Consider the following 16,731-nt stretch of genomic DNA (forward strand, 5'->3'; position numbering starts at 1 on the left):
GAGCCGCCTCTACTTACAGGACAGTAACCAATCTGTGGGAGCGCTTTCAAGGGGGAAGCCGAGGTTGCTGCAGGACTGCTGGGCCGCGAGGCCGTCCCGTCAGGACGAAAGGTCCTTCCGCATGACGACGCGCCGCTTCGTGGGGTGGGTGACCTCGACGAACCCTGAAGCCAGGAATGGTCCCACTGGACCCACATTCATCTCGTCCCAGATCACCTGCTTGCCCTCGGTGACGAGGGGGTACCCCTCGATCGATGTGGCCCCGCGGGCGCGGGCGTGCTCGACCGCAGCGGCGACCAGCGGATACGTCAGTCCCCGGTTGCGAAAGCCCTTGCGCACGATGAGGCAGGCGATGGCCCAGACCGATTCATCGTCCTTGTCTTCGTGCCGGTCCTTCCACGGCACCGGTGAGCCGCGCACCCGACCGAACACGCTTCGCACGTCGACCGCGCACCAGCCGGCGGGCTCGTCGTCGATGTAGGCGACGATGCCGATGGTCTCGGTTGCCCGCGGGTCGTCGCAATGCGTCTCCTCGCGCAGGATCGCCGAGCGCTCTGCGACTGGGAGGTACCACCAATCGCGATCGCCGAGCCGCTGCCGCTGACACTGGCAGCGAGCTGCCGGGCCGGTGAGGATCGCCTGCAGATCCTCCCACGACGCTTCGTTGCTCGGCACGATCCGAATGATGCCGCTCGAGTCGCCCAGACCGCCCATGACGACAGGGTAATGCCGGGCAGCGACCCGGGCTCGAACCGCTCCCGCGCAGCTGCCGAACGAGGTGAGCGTCCGAGAGTATGGTGAAGCTGTGCCTCTGGTTCCGCGTGTGACGGTCGTCGTCCCGTGCCGGAACGACGCGGACTTCCTCGAGAACTGTCTCGAGGCGCTCGCCGCCCAGTCGCGTCTCGCGGATCGCGTGATCGTGGTCGACAACGGCAGCTCGGATGCGTCCGCCGCCGTCGCCCGTCGCTATGGCGCCACCGTGGTGGAGGAGCCGCTGATCGGAATCTGGCCGGCCGCGGCACGCGGGTACGACGAGGCCATGGCGGATGCCGAGATCATCGCGCGCATCGATGCCGACTCGAGGCCGCATCCCGATTGGGTCGCGCAACTCGTGCGTGCGTTCGTCGCCGATCCCGGTCTCGGCGTGCTCACCGGCGGAGCCGAGTTCTACGGCGGCAGTCCGATGACGAACTATCTCGGCGAGCACTGGTACATCGGCGGCGGGCATTACTGGATCAAGAAGTGGCTCGGCATCCCGCTCGTCTTCGGATCGAACTTCGCGATGCGCACGCGGGTCTGGGAGCGGGTCCGGGCGGAGGTGGATCGCACCAACGCGGGCATCCATGACGATCTCGATCTGACGATCCGACTGCGCCCGTCCGACGGCGTCCGGTACGACCCCCAGTTGCGCATGCCGGTGTCGGCGCGCCCCGTGCAGACGGTTTCGGGCCTGTCGCGGCGGGTCTGGCGGGTGGCGACCACATTCGCGTCGAGCTGGCCGGAAGGCGCCGCGTGGCGACGCAGAGCCGAACTGCGGCCGTCGACGGATGCCCCGTCCATCGCGACCGACTCCTCATGGGTACCCGCCGACGACGACTGGGCACCCGGCTTCGGGCGCTGAGCGACAGCCGGGGCGGCATCGGGACCACTCCGTCGGCTACCGTTGCCCACATGTTCGAGTTGACCGAAGAGACGCTGGTCGCAGCATCCGTCACCACGGTCTGGGCCGACTTCACGGATCCGACACGCCTTGCCGAGTGGTTCTGGCCGGCGCGATTCGAGGCCGAGGCATACATCGACCTGGCTCCGCGCGGGCATTGGCAGATCCGGTCACCCGTCGCCGGCCTCGAGATCGAAGCCCGCGTGCTGGCCACCGATCCGCCGCACTCGCTGCCACTCCTGTGGCGCGAGGCGCGGGAAGAGCACGAGACGGACGTCGAGATCACGTTCGAGCAGGCGGATGGCGCGACCCGCGTGATCGTCCACCACTCGGGGTTCCGCTCGGAGGAAGAGCGGGAGGATCACGTCGAGGACTGGTCGACCTCGCTGGCTCGCCTCGCCGCGCGCCACGCCGGCTGACCACCGGTCGACCGAGGACGGTCGACGCACACGCGCCGTCGGGGGTGCGGACTACCGTGGAGCCGTGATCATCGAGTTCGAGTCCGAGGTCTGGCAGTGGGGGGCACGCGACGACTCGTCATGGTTCTTCGCGACCGTCCCGCCTGAGCTGAGCGAAGACATCCGCGAGATCCCGCGCATGCCACGTGGCTTCGGATCCGTTCGCGTGCGGGCGCGGATCGGCGGTTCGGAGTGGACGACGTCGATCTTTCCCGACAAGGGGTCGGGTACCTATGCCCTTCCGCTCAAGAAGGCGGTGCGGGATGCCGAGGGCCTCGAGAAGGGCGCGAGCACTCTCGTGCGCCTGGAGGTCCTCGACGGCTGAGCCCGCCGCGCGGGACTGACCGGCGGCGCTTTCTAGTCGATCAAGACGACGATGTTGCCGATCGTGTGGGTGCCGTACTCTGCGAGCGCGGTGGCCACATCGTCGAAGGTGTGCTCGCGGTCGACGATGACCTGCAGCTGACCCTGGTCGGCGAGGTCGGCGAGGTAGCGCAGATCCGCCCCGTTCGGATAGGCCGCGATCGGCACGAAGGTGAGCCGTTCGGCCCCGGGCAGCTGGCTCGGGTCGTACACGAGCGGGGACGCGAAGACGCCGCCGTCCTTGACCAGCGACGCGACCGCCGCGGCATCGCCGCTCAGGTGCGCCGCCGCATCCACGCCGTCGGGCGCGAGAGCGATCACGGCGTCTTCCAGCTCGCTGTAGTCGACGGTTGCGCGCGCTCCGAGCTCTTCCAGCAGCTCTCGACCCTCAGCGGTCCGTCCGGTTGCGATCACGTTCACCCCCGCAGCCGCGGCGAGCTGGACGAGCAGGGTGCCGACCCCTCCTGTCGCACCCACGACCAGCAACGTCTTGCCTTCGGGCTCGTCGCCGAGTGAGCGGAGGATCGCGACCGCGGTCGATCCGGTGTGCGCCAGCGATGCGGCCGCCGAGTCGGTCAGGGCATCCGGAGCGAGCACGACCCCACTCTCGACCACCGCGGTGGTGTATTCCGCGAATGCGCCCTCACCGAGGTAAGGCTTCGAGACCACGCCGAGAACTCGGTCGCCGATGACCAGGCCGTCGACCCCGTCTCCGACCGCGTCGACCACACCCGCGAATTCACGCCCGAGGACGACCGGATAGCGGTACTCGAAGTAGGGGGTCATGTACCCCATCCCCACGGCGATGTCGAAGCCGTTGACGGATGCCGCGACCACGCGGACGCGCACCTCTCCGGGTCCGGGGTCCGGGGTGTCGATCTCGTGCTGTGCCGGCTGGGCACCCTCAGCCGGAAGGGCGAAAGCTTTCATGGCGAAGTCCATCCCCGGCGCATTCGTTCCCGAGGATCCGGGGGCGAGGCGAACGCGACTCAAGCACATCAATACACCCGGTCCCGATGGCGGCACAAGAAGGTCGTGCGTGCCGTCGCCGTCGGGCACGCGCGGCCCATGCTGGGGTCGACTTCCACCGCACCGGGCGACACTGTCCGGTTGCTCGAATCAACCTTGAGCCAAACCTGAGCGAATGCCGCGTCCGTGATTTGACTCCCGATCCGGGAACGCTGATGATTCTCGACGGGACAACGCACGTGCACTGCCCGACCTGGCTCTGGGGAGAACCAGGGGATCCGGAGGCGCGGCCGAATTCTGGGGATTCAGTCGAGTCTGGGCGTAGGAGCACCAGCAGCACGAGGACAACGCTCTGGGGGAACCGCACATGCGTGCAATGATCAAGAACTGCGTGGGCGCCGCACGGCACGATCGGCGAGCGAGCGTATCGGGCTTCTCGATCGTAGAACTGCTCGTCGTGGTGGCCACCCTCGGCGTCCTCGTCGCGATCGCCATCCCGCTGTTCAGCGCCCTCCAGGCGAACGCGCGTCTCGGCGATGCCCGGGTGGCTGCCACCGATGGCGCATCCCAGGTGGTCGCAGCCGTGGCCGACGGCACGCCGGCCGTTGCCGGCACGGTGCTCGAGAACCTGACGACGGGCAAGCTCACCGTGACGAATGAACTGCCGGCAACCGAGCCCGACCAGGTGTGCGTCTCGGCGGTGACCCACGGCTACGAGGATGCGACCTGGTTCGCCGGACCGGGCGCCACAGCGGACGGATCGGCCTGCAAGTAGTCCCGCACATGAACTCCGCAGCCGTGATCTTCGTCCTCGTCGCAGCGACGCTCCTCGGCCTCATCGTCGGGTCGTTCCTCAACGTCGTCGTCTATCGGGTGCCCGCCGGAATCCCGCTGACGAGGGGGAGCCGCTGTGCGCACTGCGACTCGCCGGTGCGCTGGTGGCACAACGTCCCGGTCGGGTCATGGCTGGCACTGGGCACCCGATGCGCGACCTGCCGATCGCCGATCTCGGCGCGGTACCCGCTCGTCGAAGCGACGACCGGTGCCCTCTTCGCCGTCGTCACCTGGTGGTTCGTGATCGAACCCCCGGCTCCGAGCCCCGCAGCGAGCTGGACGGTGGCGGCGGCCTTCCTCCACCTCGTCGCGATCAGCGTCGCGCTCACGCTGATCGACATCGACACCCATCGGCTGCCGAACGCGATCGTGCTGCCGAGCTATGCCGTCGCCGTCGTGCTCTTCGTCATCGCGTGCCTCCTCGGATCAGACTGGCGGGCCTTGGGCAGAGCGGCGATCGGGATGTCCCTCCTGTATGCGTTCTACTTCATCCTGCGCGTGGTGCGACCGGACGGGATGGGCGGTGGGGACGTCAAGCTCGCCGGCGTGCTCGGCCTGTATCTCGGCTGGCTCGGCTGGGGAGCGCTCGCGGTCGGAGCATTCGGGGCGTTTCTCCTCGGGGGCATCTTCGGGGCGCTGCTGCTGCTGCGCAAGCGGGCTGGGCGGCGTACCGCGATCCCGTTCGGGCCTTGGATGATCCTGGGCGCTTGGACAGGAGTGTTCGCCGGCGAGGCCCTCGGCAGCCTCTACCTGGGTGCCGCGACAGGACTCTGACGACAGCGGGCACGCGCGGCCCGCCGCGTAGCGCAGGCCGGCCCCGACGCGCGGCTAGTCTGGCGCTCATGGCCGACTTCATCGCCCGGATCACCGCGTGGGCGCTCACCCTCAAGCCGGTGCGCGCGTTCCTGCTGTACCTCGAGAACCGCGGGCCGATGCTGGCGGACAGCATCAGCTACCGCACGCTGTTCAGCGTCTTCGCCGGGGTGTTCCTGGGCTTCTCGGTGGCCTCGCTGTGGCTGTCGGGCAACCCCGACGTCTGGGACGCGCTCATCGAGCTCGTGGATGCCGCGATCCCCGGGCTGCTCGGCGAGAACGGGCTCATCGATCCGGCGACGATCTCTGCTCCCGCCGGCCTGACGTTGGCGAGTGTCATCGCGTTGGTCGCGCTGGTCGGCTCGGCGATCGGCGCGATCGGGTCGCTTCGGACCGGATTCCGCCAGTTGGCGCGGCACGTTCACGACGATGTCTTCTGGATCTGGGTGATCGTCCGCAACGTCCTCATCGCGATCGGCATCGGGGCGTTGTTCTTCGCATCTGCCGTCGCGACTTTCTACGGGACGGCGGGTATCGGTGCCTTCACCGAGTGGCTGGGGCGGGGACCGAACGATCCGCTCACCGTCATCGCCGCCAGCGCCCTGTCGATCTTCGTGGTGTTCGTCCTGGATGCGCTGTGCATCGGACTGCTCTTCCGCCTCCTCTCCGGCCTCAAGCCTTCGGTCCGGTCGCTCTGGAGCGGCGCGCTTCTGGGGGCGGTCGCACTCACCGTGCTGCAGCAGCTGTCCTTCCTGTTCGTCGGCGCGGTGGCATCCAACCCGATCTACACGTCGGTCGCGTCCCTGGTCGCCGTCCTGGTCTGGCTGAATCTGTCGGCGCAGGTGATCCTGATCTCCGGCGCCTACATCATCACGGGCGTCGCGGAAGAGAGGGATCGGGTGCGTGCCCGCTTCGGTGCGAGATCCTTCGCACAGCGACGCGTGCAGCAGGCCGAAGACCTCGCCCGGCTGGCGAACGATGACCTCAGGGACGCGCGGGCCGACGAAGAGAAGGAGCGGAAGGGTGCCTGAGGCTGTCCCGACCTATCGAGCCGAACAGGTCAGGGCTGCCGAGCAGCCCCTGCTCGCGGCCGGTGAGCCGCTCATGAGGAGGGCGGCCGCAGCGCTCGCGGCGATCGTGCGCGAACAGCTGGCGGATGCGGTGACCCCGCGCGTCCTCGTGCTCGTGGGGAGCGGCGACAACGGCGGCGATGCGCTGTTCGCTGCGGCTGACCTCCGCGGCGCGGCCGAGGTCGATCTCCTGCTCGTGTCGGAGCGGTTCCATCGACAGGCGCTCGATGCGGCCGTCGCGGCAGGAGCGCGGCGAATCGACCTGCCGACCGCGCGGGATGCGGCATCCGATTACGCCGTTGTCGTCGACGGGATTCTCGGCATCGGCTCTTCCGCCTCATCCGCACTCCGCGGCGTTGCACGCGAAGTGGTGGAGTCCCTGCTGCCCGCGGTCCGCGGAGGGCGACCTCGTGCGGTCGCCGTCGACCTGCCGAGTGGGCTGCATCCCGACACCGGTGAGGCGGATGATGTCGTGCTGCCGGCCTCGGTCACCGTGACCTTCGGCGCGGTGAAGGCGGGCTGTGCGAGGGCGCGGGGACCGGCCCTGTGCGGACGTGTGGTGCTGATCGACCTGGGGCTTCAGCTGAACGGAGCGGATGCGGTGGGGACGGCACCCGTCGACCGCGTCGTGAATGGCTGAGCGCGGGTCCCCTCGGCGGGGGCTTGCGGGCACGTCCCTCAGGGGCCGGGCCCCCAGAACCCGGTCACTGAGTGTGCCCCCCGATCATGACGTTGGACGCGCGGTCAGCCGTCGACGAACGCCCGTTGCGCGTGGCGTACGCGGTCGCCGACGAGCGCCTGCCGGACGGCTTCGGGGTCTTTACGGGTGACCTAATCGGACCACATCGTCCGATTAGTCTGGACAATAGCAGACCGCGCGAGCGGTCACAATGGACCGAGAAATCCTGAAGTCGGAGCCGGGGGCCAGGTGCGAGCGGACGCTGAGGCGAATCGTGGAAGAGTGCTGGATGCCGCAGCCGACGTCTTCGCGCAACACGGGATCGAGGCGCCGATGAACCTCGTCGCCGAACGCGCGGGTGTGGGAAAAGGAACGCTCTACCGGCACTTCGTCGATCGAGATGCGCTGATGCAGGGGCTCGCCGATCGGCTCCAAGAGCGGTACGCGACCATCGCCCGGGAGGCGGAGAACGCCGCGAGCGGGTGGGATGGGCTGCTCACCTACATCGACGGCGTGACGTCGATGTACTTCGAGCTGCCGTGGATGGTCGTGGTCCGCGCCCGCGCGCGCCGGGTGTCGAGTACGAAGGGACAAGCCGAGCGGGATTTCAGGCTGGTGCTCGAGCGAGCGTGGGCCGAGGGCTCACTGCGCACCGACGTCGACCTGACGGATCTGGCCTTCGTCACGTCGGCCCTGGGGGGTCTCGCCGAGATCTCCGAGCCGGTGCGATCGGTCGTCCTCGCGCGCCTGAGGGGCGTCGTGCTCGATGGGTTGCGCGCTGAGGGGTCTCCGCGTCCGCCGCTCAGCGCACCGCCCTTGGAAATCGAGCACCTGCGCGACTACCTGCAAGGGCAGGACGGCACCCCGGACGCGGACTGACGAGGCTCAGCGGCTGTAGCGGTCGACGAAGTTGCGCAGGATGCGGCTCGGGTGCGAGACCTCGGCACGTCGCACCGCGGTCAGGGTCAGCTCGAGTTCGTCGACGGCGAAGTATCCGTGATCGGCGTACGCGTGGATGCGGGTCGTTATGCCGTCGATGTCGAGTTCGGGGTGGAACTGGGTCGCGTAGACGTTCGCGCCGACACGGAACATCTGCACCGGGCACGCCGGAGACGATCCGAGCAGCACCGCGGACGGCGGCAGGATCGTGATCGCCTCTTTGTGACCGACGAAGGCATCGAAAGTGTCCGGCAAGCCGTCGAGAAGCGGGTCCGAGGCCCCGGCTTCGGACAGCGTCACGGGCACGATGCTGATCGGCTCGGGGTACGTGCGGTCGATGGTGGCGCCCTGGTGCACTCCGAGAGTCCCGATTCCGTAGCAGGCGCCGAGGAACGGGAAATCCCGCGCGACCACGTCGTCGAGGAGAGTCTGGAACTCCGCCTCGACGCGATGCTGCACGCTGGACTTCTTCTGGTCGGGGTCGGAGGCGTTGAACGGGCCACCGCCGACGAAGATGCCCGAGAACGCGTCGAGGTCGAACGCGGGCATCGGCCCGGACTCGAGCCGCACGCGGATCAGCTGGTCGGGTGAGAGCCCCGTGTAGCGCAGGAAGAGCGCGTACTCCTCGTCCGCCGGGCGGTCCTCCGCCCTCGTCGCCAGAAGTGCGAAAGGCCTCACTCCTCGAGCCTAAGTGAGGCCAGACGAACCCCAGCGCATGTTTCCAACGTGCAAACTCTCCCCCGAGAGCGCAGGCGAGTATGCGCGTCAGGACGAGAGGTGGGTAGCGTATGGGGGTGTCTGAAGAGAACTCCGCCTCCGTCTCGCCCGCCCACCGCCTCGGCGCGACGCACCCCCTCGCGCTCGCGCCGGTGATCTCACCCCCCGCGACAGTGGACGGGTTCGTCCGGCAGTTCCTGCAGAACCTCAACTTCGACCAGGGGGTGGCCCTGTCGGACTCGAGTTCCACTGACCAGTACCTCGCGCTCGCAGGCACCGTGCGCGACTACCTCATGGCACGCTGGCTCGACGACCAGAGCCGCCAGCGCGCGCAGCAGTCGAAGGGCGTGTGCTACCTCTCCGCCGAGTACCTGCTCGGACGTCAACTCGACAACAACCTGCTCGCCTCGCGCCTCACCGACATCGCGACCGAGTCCCTCGCCAAGTGCGGCATCGACATCGATGTGCTCCGTCAGGTGGAAGTCGAGCCGGGTCTCGGCAACGGCGGCCTCGGGCGCCTGGCCGCCTGCTTCATCGACTCGCTTGCGACGATGAGCGTCCCGAGCACCGGGTACGGCATCCGGTACGAGTACGGGATCTTCCGTCAGACCTTCATCGACGGACAGCAGGTCGAGCAGCCCGATGCCTGGCTCGCCCTCGGATCGCCGTGGGAGTTCCCCCACCCTGAGGCGGCACAGCAGATCTCATTCGGGGGCCACACCGAGACCTACGACGATGAGGACGGTGTCACACGCAGTCGCTGGATTCCCGCATGGCACGTGCAGGCGGTCCCCTACAACTACATGGTGCCGGGGTACCACAACGGCCGTGTCAACACTCTCCGCCTGTGGAGCGCGGTCGCCTCCGATGCGTTCGACCTGCGCATCTTCAATTCGGGCGACTACGAAGAGGCCGTCCGCGCGCAGACGTTCGCCGAGAACATCTCGAAGGTGCTCTACCCCGAGGACTCCACCCCCCAGGGCAAAGAGCTGCGTCTCCAGCAGCAGTACTTCTTCGTCGCCGCGTCGATCGGCGACTTCCTCGACAACGTGCTCCCGGAGGGCTTCGACCTTTCGAAGCTCCCCGACCGGGTCATCTTCCAGCTCAACGACACGCATCCCGTCATCGCCGTGCCCGAGCTGATGCGCGTCCTGGTCGACGAACGTGGGATCGAATGGGATGCCGCGTGGGCGATCACGCAGCAGTGCTTCGCGTATACGTGCCACACGCTCCTCCCCGAAGCGCTCGAGGTGTGGTCGGTCGATCTCCTGGGGCGCCTCCTCCCGCGCCACCTCGAGATCATCTACCGCATCAACGACGAGTTCCTCCTCGCCGTGCGCGAGCGCTTCGGCGATGACGAGCTCCGCATCCGCGCCATGTCGATCATCGGGGAGCACCCGTATCGCTCCGTCCGCATGGCCTATCTCGCGACGGTCGCGGGTGCGAAGGTCAACGGGGTCGCGGAGCTGCACTCGCAGCTGCTCCGAGAGAAGGTGCTGCCGGACTTCGACGAGTTCTTCCCCGGCAAGTTCACGAACGTCACCAACGGTGTCACGCCGCGCCGCTTCATCCGGCTCGCCAACCCCGACCTCGCAAGTCTCATCACCGAAGCCCTCGGGGCCGGCTGGACCGTGGACCTCGAGCGGCTGCGGGGACTCGAGGCCTTCGCGGCCGACCCGGAGTTCCGCGAGAGATTCGCCGCCGTCAAGGCGCACAACAAGGTGCGCCTGGCGTCGGTACTCCGAGAGCGCGACGGCATCGAGGTCGGCGATGGCCACATGCTCGACGTCATGGTGAAGCGTCTGCACGAGTACAAGAGGCAGATGCTCAAGGTGCTGCACATCGTCACTCAGTACGAGCAGGTCCGCTCGGGTGAGGTCGCCGCGTCCGACATCATCCCTCGCACGTTCATCTTCGGGGCGAAGGCAGCTCCTGGTTACACGATGGCGAAGCACATCATCCACCTCGTCAACGCCGTCGGAGAGGTCGTCAACAGCGATCCGGTCGTCGAGGGCCGACTCAAGGTCCTCTTCCCGCCGAACTACAACGTGACCCTTGCCGAGCGCGTCATCCCCGCCGCGGATCTCTCGGAGCAGATCTCTCTCGCAGGCAAGGAGGCATCCGGCACGGGCAACATGAAGTTCGCCCTCAATGGCGCCCTCACCATCGGCACCGACGACGGCGCGAACGTCGAGATCCGCAAACTCGTCGGCGACGACAACTTCTTCCTCTTCGGCATGAGCGAGCCGGAGGTCGAGGCGCTCTGGGCGAAGGGCTATCAACCCACCGAGTACTACCAGTCCGACGAGCGGCTGCGGCGTGCCATGGACCTCATCGCGTCCGGCGCCTTCTCGGGTGGCGACCGATCGGTCTTCGAGCCCATCGTCTCGAACCTCCTGTACGACGACCGCTTCATGGTGCTGGCCGACTACTCGTCGTACATCGAGGCACAGGCGAGGGTGGACGAAGCATACGCAGACCAGGACACGTGGAGCCGCTCTGCGATCCTCAACATCGCCCGGTCCGGCTTCTTCTCATCCGATCGATCGATCCGCGACTACATCGAGCGGGTCTGGCACACTCCACCGATGTTGTAGCCCGGGCCCGGCGCGAACCGCGTGTGCTCGACGGGCGTCGGCACGCCGGGGCTAGGGTGGGCTCATGGCGATTGCACGACTGCACGGAGGCCCGCTGGATCAGCAGCTGCTTCCTCTCGAGAGTCCGGAGCTGGACTCACTCATCGTTCCCTACGGCGAGGGGCAGGTCGTGTACCGCCGCGGTGGCGCCCTCGAGCACACCGGCGACGGCGACGGACCCACCGAGGCCGAGTTCTGGTTCGTCGAGGCGACGGATGAGATCGGACCCTCCGACGACTGAGCAGCCTCCGGGCGCCGGCTCGAGCCATTCGGTGGAGGTCGAGCGGAAGTTCGATGTCGACGAGGGCACTCCACTTCCCGACTGGCGGTCTGTTCCGGGCGTTGCATCGGTGGGAGACGCCGAGGTGCGGCAGCTCGACGCCCGCTACGTCGACACCGAGGATCGCGCGCTCGCGCGTGCCGGCTTCGCGTTGCGCCGTCGCAGCGGAGGACCCGACCAGGGATGGCACATCAAGGGTCCGCTGCACAACGGCGGCCGCATCGAACTCCACTGGCCGCTGGACGAGGGCGACCCGGACCCGGTTGTCGTTCCCGCCGCGATCCGCGCCCACCTGTCGACCCTGACGGATGCGGCGGGTGCGCCGGTGCTCGGCGGGGCGGATGCGCTCGAGCCATTGGCCCGGATCCGCAACACCCGCACCGCGTATGCGCTGCGTGCGGACGATGGCGGACTCGTGGCCGAGTTCGTCGACGACCACGTGGATGCCACGGACGAGCGATCAGGTGCGGAGCGTCCCTGGCGGGAGTGGGAGTTCGAACTCGGCCCCGCCGCACCGGACGACCACGAGGCGCTCTTCGCCGCAGTGGACGAGGCAGTGCTCGCGGTGGGCGGCAGGCATGCGGCATCCGCTTCGAAGCTGGCGCGCGCGCTCGGGGCCTGAACAGCGACCTCAGGGCAGGCGACACTCGCCGGTCAGCGGCCTCCAGCGGTGGTTGTCGCACTCCGGCAGCGGCTCGTTCGATCGCACCGCGTCGACCACGTCGTCGACGGCCCTGACGACCAGGGCCTCAGCGTCCCAGTGAACGGCGTGGCCGGCCTCGGTCGCAATCACATGGAGGACGTCGTCCGAGAGCGTGGCGAGCCGGTCCTGCGTCTGCAGCCACAGCTCGGGGTCGGGCCAATCCTCCATCGTCCCTTGCGTCAGCACGATCAGGGGGAGATCACCGAGATCGAGGCCATTCAGCTCATCGGTGGTCCTGGCGGTGTCGATGTCTCGGCCGCCCTCGGCCCACGCGAAGAAGTCCCACTCGGGTGAATCGAACAGCTCGGGGGTCGCCGCATCCTCGAGCACCAATCCGGCGAGCAGGTCGCCGTGCCGCACCGCGAATGCCTGCGCCACGACCCCGCCGTACGACCAGCCGAGCATGACATAGGGGCCGGGCTCTTCCCGTGCATCCAGTGTGGCGAGCAACTGGTCGGCGGCGTCGCCCGCGGACGGGTCGTCGAGGTGTTCCGGCCAGCTCGGGCTCCCTCCCAGACCCGCACGCGAGTAGCTGCACACCCGGTTCGTCTCCGCGAGCTCGTCCTGCAGCTCGAGGAAGGCACTTCCGTCGGTGCCCAATCCCGGCACGAGAACCACCGTGGGTGCGCCATCGCCGCTGCAGGTCATCGCGAGGTTCGCGGGGGCGACGCTCGCGGCGGGGGTGTTCGCGGGGGCCCGGGTCGTGTGTGCCGTGGTCCCGGAAGGACTCGCGCAGCCCACGAGCACTGCGACGAGGAGGATCAGCGTGCAGCTGGCCCGGATGCCCGGCTGTGCCGAGGTCATGGCGGGGACGATACTCCCCCCGGGTGCAGTCGTCGATGACCCGGGTGACGGTGCCGTTTAGTCTGGCGGCATGGCCACCGACGACGACCTCGCACGCTCGCGCACCTTTTCCTGGGACGATCCGGTGCCGCCGCTGGCGGCATCCCGCCAGCTGGACGGACTCACCTACCTGCGCGCGCTGATCTCGGGGGACTTCCCGCCGCCGCCGATCGCGCAGCTCATGAACTTCTGGATGATCTCGGCCGAGCCGGGTGTGGCGGTGTTCGAGTGCGAGCCGGGGGAGTATCACTACAACCCGCTGGGCCTGATCCACGGTGGCCTCGCATGTACCCTGCTCGACACCGTGGTGGGCTGCGCCGCGCACACGACACTGCCTGCGGGAGTGGGATACACGTCGATCGACCTCAACGTGTCGTACGTGCGCCCGATCCTCGCCACCACCGGCCTGCTTCGTGCACGCGGGCGGGTGGTCAAGGGCGGTCAGCGCGTGATCTTCGCGTCAGGTGAGTTGACGGATGCCGCAGGGGCGCTGCTCGCGACGGCGACGAGTTCACTGCTCGTCCTGCGGGGCTAGGTGCCGAGAAACCACGATCCCGCCGGGACCCCGCGCCGCGCGCGGGGTGTCAGCGGGAATGCGGTTTCTGAGCCCTGACGAAGCGTCAGCTCGGGTCAGAGGTTGATCATGTGGCCGGCGAGGCCGTGGAAGGCTTCTTGTACGGCTTCCGACAGGGTCGGGTGCGTGTGGACGTTGCGCGCCGCCTCGAGGGCGGTCAGGTCCCACTTCTGCGCGAGGGTCAGTTCGGGCAGCAGCTCCGACACATCGGGTCCGATGAGGTGACCGCCGAGCAGTTCCAGGTGCTCGCCATCCGCGACGAGCTTCACGAAGCCGATCGGCTCGCCCAGGCCGTTCGCCTTGCCGTTCGCCGAGAACGGGAACTTGGCGACCTTGACGTCATAGCCGGCGTCGCGCGCCTGCTGCTCGGTCAGACCGAACGAGGCGACCTGCGGGGAGCAGAAGGTGGCGCGCGGCATCATCCGGTAGTCGCCGAGCGCCATGGTCTCGGCCTTGCCGATGGTCTCGGCGGCGACGACGCCCTGTGCCTCGGCAACGTGCGCGAGCTGCAGTTTCGCCGTGACGTCGCCGATCGCGTAGATGTGAGGGACCGACGTGTGCATGAAGTCGTCGATCTCGATCGCGCCACGATCGGTCAGCTTCACACCGGTGTTCTCGAGACCGAAGTTCTCGACGTTCGGCGCGAACCCGATCGACATCATGACCTTGTCGGCGTCGATCGAGGCCTGCGCGCCGTCCTTCGGGGTGTACGTCACGGTGACGCGATCGCCGTGGTCGACGACGGTCTCGACCTTGGTCGAGGTCAGGATGTCGACGCCGTACTTCTTGTACTGGCGCGCGAGCTCCTTCGAGACTTCCTCGTCCTCCATCGGCAGGACGCGGTCGAGGAACTCGATGATCGTGACCTTCACGCCGTAGTTGACGAGGACGAACGCGAACTCCATGCCGATCGCGCCGGCGCCGACGATGACGATCGACTCGGGTAGGTCGCGAGCGAGGATCTGCTCCTCATACGTGACGACGTTGCCGCCGAGCTCGACGCCCGGCAGCAGGCGGACCTTCGAGCCGGTCGAGATGATCGCGTTGTCGAAGGTCACGCGCTCCGTCGAGCCGTCGGACTTCTTGACGTCGATGGTGTTCGCGTCGACGAAGGAGCCGCGGCCGTCGTACTCGGTGACCTTGTTCTTCTTCATCAAGAAGTGGATGCCCCTGACGTGCGTGTCGGCGACCTTGCGGCTGCGGTCCCAGGCGGCACCGAAATCGAACGTCACGTCACCCGAAATGCCGAACAGATCGGCCTTGTGGTTGAACGTGTGCGCGAGATCGGCGTTCTTGAGAAGCGCTTTGGAAGGGATGCACCCGACGTTCAGGCAGACACCGCCCCAGTACTTCTCTTCGATGACCGCGACGGAAAGGCCGAGCTGAGCGCTTCGGACGGCCGCGACGTAACCGCCGGGGCCGGCGCCGAGAATGACGACGTCGTAGTGAGGCATGGATCCAGCCTATCGGTCGGCGGGAGGCTCGCTCCCGGCCGCACGTGCCGCATCGGCCCGCAGCGCGGCCTTCTCCCGCTCACGCCTCGCGCGCGACACCAGGAGGTAGATGACGGCGCCACCCACGGCGGCGACGATGATCCCTCCGATGATCCAGGGCAGGGCCGCTTCGACGTCGCTGTCATCATCCGGCGCGACCGATGGCGAGGGCGTCGGGGTGATCGTCTCGATCGGTGAGGCGGTGGGCGCGGGCGTTGCGGTGGGCGTCTCCGTCGGAGTGGGCGTCGGAGCCGGGGCGACCGTGAAGGCGAGTTCGCCCGAGACCGGATGACCGTCGCTCGAGACGACCTTCCAGAGCACGGTGACGGCACCGGATGCTGCGCCCGCGAGTGGCTGTGTCAGCACGTTGTCCTGCACGGTCGGCGCACCAGCGGCGAGATTCGTGCCGGCGGCATCCGTCACCTGCACTTCGTTCGCACCCTCCTCGGTCGAGATGTCTGCGCTGAACGTGAGCGTCAACTGCGTGGGCAGTGCATCGAGGGTCGACTCCGCAGCCGGATCCGACGACACCAGCTCATCGTGTGCGAATGCGGGGGAGGCGACGAGCAGGCCGCCGGCGGACAACAGCACCGCTGCGAAGGCGGCGATCACGAAACGGACGGGGGAACGACGAGAGGAAGTCTGTGCAGGCATCCTCACCAGGCTACGCCCGCCGCTTTGCGGTGTTTCGAGATGTCGCACCGTATGACGGGCTTGTGAATTGCTTCTGAGTGCGGTCGAAACCCCGTGACGACGGGCGGTTCTCGGAGTAGCGTGCCGGTCAGGCGGTCATCTCCGCCGAGGATGAGAAGAAGGAGCCCGAGATGGATTCCATGATGATGGACGCCATGTCGAAAGACATGATGTCGATGCCCGGTATGGACTCGATGGACATGTCGGTCCTGCAGGCGTGTATGGACGCCTGCTCGGCCTGCGAGCAGGCGTGCACGGTGTGTTCCACTCAGATGATGGATTGCGCGCCCGCGTGCATGAACTGCGCGGACATGTGCAACACGATGATGCGCGCCATGATGCGGATGCAGGGCATGAACGCGGCGACGATGATGTCGATGCTCGACGCGTGCATGGCCATGTGCCAGCTCTGCATGGACGAGTGCATGAAGCACGCAGACATGAGCGAGGTCTGCAAGATGTGTGCTCAGGCCTGCCAGGCCTGCATGGACGCGTGCATGGCAGTCAAGAACTCGATGATGGCGATGGGCTGAGCCCGAACTGCATCAGCCTCGCTGGATGTTGAACCGCTGGCCTCCGACGGCCAGCACGTTGTAGCGCCCGTGCACAGCCACGGGTGAGCCCGGAGCGACGTGCGCCGCCGCACCGGAGGCGCTCCACAGCGCGATCGGCGCCGAGTCCGTGAGAGTGCGGACGATGACGACGCCGGTCGCGGCATCCGCCCACTCGACGATCGCGTCATCCCAGTCGGAGGGCGTCGCCGATGCGAGACGCGCCTGGATCAGGTGCAGCGCGTGCCCCGGTGCGAACGAGGAGCAGACGTCACCGTGGTCGCACATGCACGCCGCACGCTCCCGCACCTCGACGGGCGGGTTGTGGCGCTGCGGGCTCGACACGGGAGTTCTCCTTCTGGTCGCTTCGGACTTTCACTGAGGTTACGGTGCGGACCCGAGGCACCGCATCCCGAGCGACACGGTGCGAAACATTCCGGAATCGCCCCGCCCGGA

General features: G+C 67.8%; 20 protein-coding genes. 13 read left to right on the forward strand and 7 right to left on the reverse strand.

Annotated features, from left to right (window positions below; translation table 11 throughout):
• Window positions 1–99 precede the first annotated feature (99 nt).
• A complete protein-coding gene (locus ABD188_RS10930) occupies window positions 100–714 on the reverse strand; it encodes a GNAT family N-acetyltransferase (RefSeq protein WP_344061816.1) in 615 nt (204 codons plus the stop codon).
• A gap of 91 nt (window positions 715–805) precedes the next feature.
• On the opposite strand from ABD188_RS10930, the gene ABD188_RS10935 reads away from it, so the two are divergent.
• From ABD188_RS10935 to ABD188_RS10945, 3 genes are all read left to right on the forward strand, one after another.
• Window positions 806–1,621, forward strand: coding sequence for a glycosyltransferase family 2 protein (locus tag ABD188_RS10935; protein ID WP_344061819.1), 816 nt, complete (start codon window positions 806–808; stop codon window positions 1,619–1,621).
• A 50-nt stretch (window positions 1,622–1,671) separates the two neighbouring features.
• Window positions 1,672–2,079, forward strand: coding sequence for an SRPBCC family protein (locus ABD188_RS10940; protein WP_344061822.1), 408 nt, complete (start codon window positions 1,672–1,674; stop codon window positions 2,077–2,079).
• Window positions 2,080–2,143: 64 nt separating this feature from the next.
• Window positions 2,144–2,443: a DUF1905 domain-containing protein gene (locus ABD188_RS10945; protein ID WP_344061825.1), complete on the forward strand. Its 300-nt coding sequence runs from the start codon at window positions 2,144–2,146 to the stop codon at window positions 2,441–2,443.
• Between the two features lie 32 nt (window positions 2,444–2,475).
• Here the strand turns inward: ABD188_RS10945 and ABD188_RS10950 are convergent, their stop codons facing one another.
• Window positions 2,476–3,423, reverse strand: a complete 948-nt coding sequence (locus ABD188_RS10950) for an NADP-dependent oxidoreductase (protein WP_344061828.1) — start codon at window positions 3,421–3,423, stop codon at window positions 2,476–2,478.
• Between the two features lie 394 nt (window positions 3,424–3,817).
• Between ABD188_RS10950 and ABD188_RS10955 the strand changes: the two genes are divergently transcribed.
• The 5 genes from ABD188_RS10955 (at window position 3,818) to ABD188_RS10975 (ending at window position 7,725) form a co-directional block, all read left to right on the forward strand.
• Window positions 3,818–4,225, forward strand: a complete 408-nt coding sequence (locus ABD188_RS10955; protein ID WP_344061830.1) for a pilus assembly FimT family protein — start codon at window positions 3,818–3,820, stop codon at window positions 4,223–4,225.
• 8 nt (window positions 4,226–4,233) lie between these two features.
• A complete protein-coding gene (locus tag ABD188_RS10960; protein WP_344061833.1) occupies window positions 4,234–5,058 on the forward strand; it encodes a prepilin peptidase in 825 nt (274 codons plus the stop codon).
• A 68-nt stretch (window positions 5,059–5,126) separates the two neighbouring features.
• Window positions 5,127–6,128, forward strand: a complete 1,002-nt coding sequence (locus ABD188_RS10965; protein WP_344061836.1) for a YihY/virulence factor BrkB family protein — start codon at window positions 5,127–5,129, stop codon at window positions 6,126–6,128.
• Window positions 6,121–6,807, forward strand: coding sequence for an NAD(P)H-hydrate epimerase (locus ABD188_RS10970; RefSeq protein WP_344061839.1), 687 nt, complete (start codon window positions 6,121–6,123; stop codon window positions 6,805–6,807). Before ABD188_RS10965 ends, ABD188_RS10970 begins: the two co-directional genes overlap by 8 nt.
• Before the next feature lie 321 nt (window positions 6,808–7,128).
• Window positions 7,129–7,725, forward strand: a complete 597-nt coding sequence (locus ABD188_RS10975) for a TetR/AcrR family transcriptional regulator (RefSeq protein ID WP_344061842.1) — start codon at window positions 7,129–7,131, stop codon at window positions 7,723–7,725.
• Between the two features lie 6 nt (window positions 7,726–7,731).
• On the opposite strand, the gene ABD188_RS10980 is transcribed toward ABD188_RS10975, so the two are convergent.
• On the reverse strand, window positions 7,732–8,463 hold the full coding sequence (locus tag ABD188_RS10980) for a glutamine amidotransferase (RefSeq protein ID WP_344061844.1): 732 nt from the start codon (window positions 8,461–8,463) through the stop codon (window positions 7,732–7,734).
• A 110-nt stretch (window positions 8,464–8,573) separates the two neighbouring features.
• Between ABD188_RS10980 and ABD188_RS10985 the strand changes: the two genes are divergently transcribed.
• From ABD188_RS10985 to ABD188_RS10995, 3 genes are all read left to right on the forward strand, one after another.
• A complete protein-coding gene (locus ABD188_RS10985; protein ID WP_425561341.1) occupies window positions 8,574–11,099 on the forward strand; it encodes a glycogen/starch/alpha-glucan phosphorylase in 2,526 nt (841 codons plus the stop codon).
• Window positions 11,100–11,163: 64 nt separating this feature from the next.
• Window positions 11,164–11,379 carry a response regulator gene (locus ABD188_RS10990; protein ID WP_344061847.1) on the forward strand — a complete coding sequence of 72 codons (216 nt, stop codon included), beginning with the start codon at window positions 11,164–11,166 and terminating at the stop codon, window positions 11,377–11,379.
• The gene (locus tag ABD188_RS10995) at window positions 11,354–12,040 is read left to right on the forward strand and encodes a CYTH domain-containing protein (RefSeq protein WP_344061850.1); all 687 of its coding nucleotides are present in this window, start codon (window positions 11,354–11,356) and stop codon (window positions 12,038–12,040) included. Before ABD188_RS10990 ends, ABD188_RS10995 begins: the two co-directional genes overlap by 26 nt.
• Window positions 12,041–12,049: 9 nt before the next feature.
• Here ABD188_RS10995 and ABD188_RS11000 read toward each other — a convergent pair whose 3' ends face one another.
• A complete protein-coding gene (locus tag ABD188_RS11000) occupies window positions 12,050–12,925 on the reverse strand; it encodes an alpha/beta fold hydrolase (RefSeq protein WP_344061853.1) in 876 nt (291 codons plus the stop codon).
• Window positions 12,926–12,995: 70 nt separating this feature from the next.
• On the opposite strand from ABD188_RS11000, the gene ABD188_RS11005 reads away from it, so the two are divergent.
• Window positions 12,996–13,499: a PaaI family thioesterase gene (locus tag ABD188_RS11005; protein ID WP_344061856.1), complete on the forward strand. Its 504-nt coding sequence runs from the start codon at window positions 12,996–12,998 to the stop codon at window positions 13,497–13,499.
• Window positions 13,500–13,594: 95 nt separating this feature from the next.
• On the opposite strand, the gene lpdA is transcribed toward ABD188_RS11005, so the two are convergent.
• Together lpdA and ABD188_RS11015 are read right to left on the reverse strand one after the other, a co-directional pair.
• Complete coding sequence (lpdA, locus tag ABD188_RS11010; protein WP_344061860.1) at window positions 13,595–14,992, reverse strand: dihydrolipoyl dehydrogenase; 1,398 nt, start codon at window positions 14,990–14,992, stop codon at window positions 13,595–13,597.
• 9 nt (window positions 14,993–15,001) lie between these two features.
• Entirely contained in the window at window positions 15,002–15,685 is a 684-nt protein-coding gene (locus ABD188_RS11015; protein ID WP_344061863.1) for a copper resistance protein CopC, read from the reverse strand.
• 170 nt (window positions 15,686–15,855) lie between these two features.
• Here ABD188_RS11015 and ABD188_RS11020 point away from each other — a divergent pair, with 170 nt between their 5' ends.
• A complete protein-coding gene (locus tag ABD188_RS11020) occupies window positions 15,856–16,257 on the forward strand; it encodes a four-helix bundle copper-binding protein (protein WP_344061867.1) in 402 nt (133 codons plus the stop codon).
• A 12-nt stretch (window positions 16,258–16,269) separates the two neighbouring features.
• On the opposite strand, the gene ABD188_RS11025 is transcribed toward ABD188_RS11020, so the two are convergent.
• A complete protein-coding gene (locus ABD188_RS11025; protein ID WP_344061870.1) occupies window positions 16,270–16,620 on the reverse strand; it encodes a hypothetical protein in 351 nt (116 codons plus the stop codon).
• Window positions 16,621–16,731: the final 111 nt, after the last annotated feature.

Origin of the sequence: Microbacterium pumilum (genome assembly GCF_039530225.1) — a bacterium.
In the GTDB taxonomy this organism is placed as follows: domain Bacteria; phylum Actinomycetota; class Actinomycetes; order Actinomycetales; family Microbacteriaceae; genus Microbacterium; species Microbacterium pumilum.